Origin of the sequence: Kitasatospora phosalacinea, from assembly GCF_000716545.1 — a bacterium.
In the GTDB taxonomy this organism is placed as follows: Bacteria; Actinomycetota; Actinomycetes; order Streptomycetales; family Streptomycetaceae; genus Kitasatospora; species Kitasatospora phosalacinea.
Map to the genome: position 1 here is coordinate 1 of NZ_JNWZ01000130.1, position 5,016 is coordinate 5,016.

Genomic DNA, 5,016 nt, shown 5'->3' on the forward strand with positions numbered 1-5,016 from the left:
AGCCGGACGCCTCGGCCCCGTCCGGCGGCTCCGTCCCGTACCTCCCCCGGAAGGCGCGGGCGGCCTCGACCACGGCCGAGCCCCACGTCGCCATGCCCGAGGAGCCGCCCGCCACCGTCGCCATCGGGTAGTCGGTGTCGCCGATCCGCACCTCGACCCGCTCGACGGGGACGCCGAGCGCGTCCGCGGTGATCTGCGCCAGCGTGGTCCAGGTGCCGGTGCCGAGGTCGGCCGCTCCGATCTCGGCGACGTACCGGTCGCCCTCCCGCCGGATCGTCGCCGTCGACTTCGACATCCGGTTCGCCGGGTAGGTGGAGGCGGCGACGCCGGTGCCGACCAGCCAGTCGCCGTCGCGGCGCACGCCGGGCCGCGGGTCGCGCCCGCTCCAGCCGAAGCGCGCCGCGCCCTCGCGCAGGCAGCCGACGAGGTTCCGGCTGGAGAAGGGCTTGCCGGTCTCCGGGTCGGTGGCGGGTTCGTTGCGGATCCGCAGCTCGACCGGGTCGAGGCCGAGGCGCTCGGCCAGTTCGTCCATCGCCACCTCGGGCCCGAACATGCCGGGGCACTCCCCGGGGGCGCGCATCCAGGAGGGCACGGGGACGTCGAGGGCGGCGAGGCGGTGGGTGGTGCGCCGGTTCGCGACGGCGTACATCATCCGGGCGGGCACACCGGTCTGCTCGGCGAACTCCTTGATCCGCGAGGTCTGTTCGACGACGTCCATCGCGAGGGCGGTCAACGTGCCGTCGGCTTCGGCGGCGAGGAGACAGTGCTGGATGGTGGGGGTGCGGTAGCCGGCGAGGGAGAACATCTGCTGCCTGGTCAGCGCGAGGCGCACCGGCCGGCCGGGGACGGCGCGCGCGGCCATCGCGGCAAGCACCACGTTGACGTGCGGGGTGCCCTTCGACCCGAAGCCCCCGCCGACGTACGGGCAGACGACCCGGACCTTCGCCGCGTCGAGGCCGAACACCGACGCCACGGTGGTCCGGGCGGGGTGGACTCCCTGGGTGGAGTCCCACAGGGTGAGGCGGCCCTCGCCGGGCTCCCAGTGGGCGGTGGTGGCGTGCGGCTCCAAGGGGTTGTTGTGGTACATCGCGGTGGTGTACGTCTGCTCGACCACCGCCGCCGCGGCGGCGGTGGCGGCCGCGACGTCGCCCTCGACGGTGTCGGTGGGGAAGTCCGGGTTCACCCGCTCGGGCGCGTACAGGTCGTCGCGGTCGGCCCGCAGCTCGCTGTCGTGCGCCGCCCGCGCGTAGGTCGCCCGGACGAGAGCCGCGGCGTGCCGGGCCGTCTCGGAGCTGTCGGCGACCACCAGGGCGACGACCTGGCCGCGGAAGGCGACCTCGTCGTCCTGGAGGGCCGCCAGCTCCCGGTCCTCGGTGGAGGCCAGGCGTTCCGCGGTGGCGGGGGTGAGCACCGCGAGCACGCCGTCGAGCGCCTCGGCGGCGGCGGTGTCCAGCGCCGTGACCCGCCCCCGGGCGACGGTGGCCTGGACGGGGTGCGCGTAGGCGGGGTTCTCCACCGGCGTCTCGTAGGCGTAGACGGCGGTGCCGCGCACCTTGGCGGCGCCGTCCCGGCGGGGCAGGTCCAGGCCGATGGCGGTGGGTGCGTCGATGAACGTCATCGGGCGTCCTCCCGGACGAGTCCGCGCAGGGTGGCGGCGAGGGTGCGGCGCAGCAGCGGGATCTTGAAGGCGTTGCCGCCGTCCAGCCCGTCGGCCGGGCGGGCGTCGGCGAGTTCGGCGTCCGCGGCGGCGCGGTAGGTCTCCTCCGTGGCCGGGGCGCCGCGCAGCACCCGCTCGGCCCGGTGCGCGCGCCACGGCACGTGGGCCACGCCGCCGAACGCGACCCGCGCGTCCGCGATCACCCCGTCCCGCACGTCCACCGCTGCGGCGACGCTGACCAGGGCGAACGCGTACGAGGCCCGGTCGCGCACCTTGCGGTAGGCCGAGCGGCGGGCGAGCGGCAGGGCGGGCAGGTCGATCGCGGTGATCAGGTCTCCGTGTTCGAGCACCGTGTCCCGTTCGGGGGTGTCGGCGGGCAGCCGGTGCAGGTCGACGAAGGGGATCGTGCGCTCGCCGTCCGGCCCCAGCACCCGCACCTGGGCGCCGAGGGCGGCCATCGCCACGGCCATGTCGGAGGGGTGGACCGCGAGGCAGTGCTCGGAGGCGCCGAGGACGGCGTGGTGGCGGGTCCAGCCGCCGACGGCGGAGCAGCCCGAGCCGGGCTGCCGCTTGTTGCACGCGGTCGTGACGTCCTGGAAGTAGACGCAGCGGGTGCGCTGCAACGGGTTGCCGCCGGTGGTGGCCATGTTGCGCAGCTGGCCCGACGCGCCCGACAGCAGGGCCTGGGAGAGCACCGGGAACCGCTCGCGCACCCGCCGGTCGGCGGCGAGTTCGCTGTTGCGGACGCCCGCGCCGATCCGGAGGACTCCCCCGTCCAGCTCCTCGATCCCGGCGGGCAGCAGGTCGGCGACGTGGACGACCAGGTCGGGTGCGGCGACGCCCAGCTTGAGGTGGTCGACCAGGTTCGTCCCGCCGCCGAGGAACACGGCGGCCGGGTTCCCGGCGACGCTGCGGACGGCCTCCGCCGCGTCGGTCGGGCGCCGGTAGTCGAACGGCTTCACCCGGCCACCTCCGCACCCGGCGCCGCCGTGCCGGACGCCGCCGCGGCCCGCTGGACGGCGGGCACGATGTTGACGTAGGCCGCGCAGCGGCACAGGTTGCCGCTCATCCGCTCGGCCACCTCGGCGTGGTCCAGCCGCGGCGGCCGGGTGCCCTCGGTGACGGCGCTCGGCCAGCCCAGCGCGAACTCGTCGAGCATCCCGACCGCGGAGACGACCTGCCCCGGGGTGCAGTAGCCGCACTGGAACGCGTCGCAGTCGATGAACGCCCGCTGCACCGGGTGCAGCCCGTCGTCGGCACGCTGCCCGCCGTCGTGCCGTTCACCGCCGTGCCGTTCACCGTCGTGCTGTCCTCGGGCGGCGAGCCCTTCGGCGGTGACGACCCGGGCGCCGTCCTGCGTGACCGCCAGGACGAGGCAGCTCAGTACCCGCCGGTCTCCGCAGAGCACCGTGCACGCGCCGCACTGTCCGTGGTCGCAGCCCTTCTTCGGGCTCGTCACCCCCAGCCGTTCGCGCAGGGCGTCGAGCAGGGTCGTACGGGTGTCGACGGTCAGCCGACGCGGGGTGCCGTCCACGTGGACGGTGATCTCGCTCATCACCGCACGAAGGTTCCCGGCGCCGGTTGCGCTCACACGGGCCCCGGCAGGACTCACCCGGGCGGGCGCCCTCCGCCGGGCCGACTGAGCCCGGGTGCTCGCGGGGTCACGCACTCCGTTCGGGGGACGCCGGAAGGTCACGCGCGCTCCCCCGGCCAGGCGAAATCCCGACTCCAGGCGGCGCACGGCGGCAGCGGCGTCGGGCCGGTGGCGTCGGGATTTCGCCTTGCATGTGCGGCATGTCAACTCTCCGACACGGGCGTCCCCGCGCGCTCCGGTCCGATTCGCTGCTGCCCTGGGTGCGGCAGACCTGCGCTCCCAGGCGGCGTCCCGCCGTCTCGTCCGCGGCCTGGCGCTCGCTGCTGGCGGTGACCGCGCCGGCCGGGGCCGGGCTGCTGGTCGGGCGGCCCGCCGAGGGGGTGATGGTGGCGCTGGGCGCGCTCTCGGCGGTGCTGACCGACGTCGCCACCGCCTACCGGCACCGGGCGGTCACCATGCTGCCGCCCCAACTACTGGGTCTGGCCGGTGCGTTCGCGACCCTGGCGGCCGAGGGCGGCCCCGCCTCGCCGTACGTGCTGCCCGCCCTGGGCGTGCTGGCGGGCGTCCTGGCCTGCCTGAGCCTGGAGGGTTCGCTCGGCGCGATGATCCTGCTGATGGACGCCCAGGTGGCGCTGGACCTGCCGCTGCCCGGCCCGATCTGGCGGCCGCCGGCCCTGATGCTGCTGGGCGGCCTGTCGGTGGTCGCCCTGGCCCTCGCCGGCCGCCCGTTCTTCCGCGGCCGGGCCGAACGGGCCCTGCTGGCCCAGTGCCTGACGGGCTGCGCGGCGGTCCTGGACCCGGACGCGGCCGGCCCCGCCGGAACGGCCCGGCGACGCTCCCTGCACGACGCGCTGGAGCGGGCCCGGCACACCGGCGCGGTCGGCGGCGGCCCGCTGCTGGGCCGCCACCTGCCGGGTCTGCTCGCCCTCGCCGAGACCGCCTCCTCGGCCGGGGCCCGCGCGCTGCCCTCCGACGGCGCGCTGCGCGGACGGCTGCGCGCCGAGGCGGAACGCGTCGCGGCGGGCCGCCCGCCGCTGGACGAGCCGTGGCCACCCGGGCACGGCCCGCTGGACGTGCGGCTGGCGCGGGCGGCCCGGGCCGCGATCACGCCCGGGGTGCCCGGCGGCGGCGTCCCCGGGGCGGTTCCCGTTCCGGCCGGGCCGGGTGACCGGTGGGCGGGGCGGCGGGCGGCGGCCCGGGCGGTCCTGGCCGACCCGCAGTCCTGGCTGTGCGGCCTGCGGGTCGGACTGGCCCTGCTGCTGGCGGGCGCGGCGGCCGCGTACTTCGATCTGCCGCACCCGTACTGGGCGGTGCTGAACGTGACCTTCGTCTGCCGTCCGGACATCGGCCCGGTCACCGGCCGCGCGCTGGAACGGTTCTGCGGAACGGCGCTCGGGCTGCTCTGCAGCGGCCTGGTCCTGGCCTGCGCCGGCTCCGGCTCCGCCTCCTCCTGGGCGCTGCCGGCCGTCCTCGCCCTGGCCGCCGGGCTGGTCCCGGCGCTCTCCGGCACCGGCTACCTCTACCAGGCGGCGGCCCTGGCCACCGTGGTGCTGATGGTCACCCAGATCGCCGGTGACCCCGGCCTCCCGCTGCTGCTGCCCAACCTGGCCTGCTGCGCGATCGGGTGCCTCGCCTCGGTCCTCGCCTGCGAACTGCTCGCGCCCCGCCACCGTCAACTCGCCGTGGCCCGCCGCCTCGCCGCCGCCGTCGAACAGACCACCCTCGCGCTGTCCCCCCACCGCCCCCGCACCGCCCCGTCCCCCCA

At 76.8% G+C, this 5,016-nt stretch carries 4 protein-coding genes; 1 reads left to right on the plus strand and 3 read right to left on the minus strand.

Annotated elements, in window-relative coordinates; translation table 11 throughout:
• The 3 genes from OO48_RS33570 to OO48_RS33580 form a co-directional block, all read right to left on the minus strand.
• The coding region (locus OO48_RS33570) for a xanthine dehydrogenase family protein molybdopterin-binding subunit (RefSeq protein WP_033223339.1) at positions 1-1,618 on the minus strand (1,618 nt) is incomplete at its 3' end.
• Positions 1,615-2,619, minus strand: coding sequence for an FAD binding domain-containing protein (locus OO48_RS33575; RefSeq protein ID WP_033223341.1), 1,005 nt, complete (start codon positions 2,617-2,619; stop codon positions 1,615-1,617). The genes OO48_RS33570 and OO48_RS33575, both read right to left, overlap by 4 nt.
• Positions 2,616-3,215 (minus strand): (2Fe-2S)-binding protein, encoded by a 600-nt coding sequence (locus tag OO48_RS33580; RefSeq protein ID WP_033223342.1) that lies wholly within the window; start codon positions 3,213-3,215, stop codon positions 2,616-2,618. Before OO48_RS33580 ends, OO48_RS33575 begins: the two co-directional genes overlap by 4 nt.
• A gap of 236 nt (positions 3,216-3,451) precedes the next feature.
• Here OO48_RS33580 and OO48_RS33585 point away from each other — a divergent pair.
• A partial coding sequence (locus OO48_RS33585; protein WP_157845617.1) for an FUSC family protein occupies positions 3,452-5,016 on the plus strand: 1,565 nt, incomplete at its 3' end.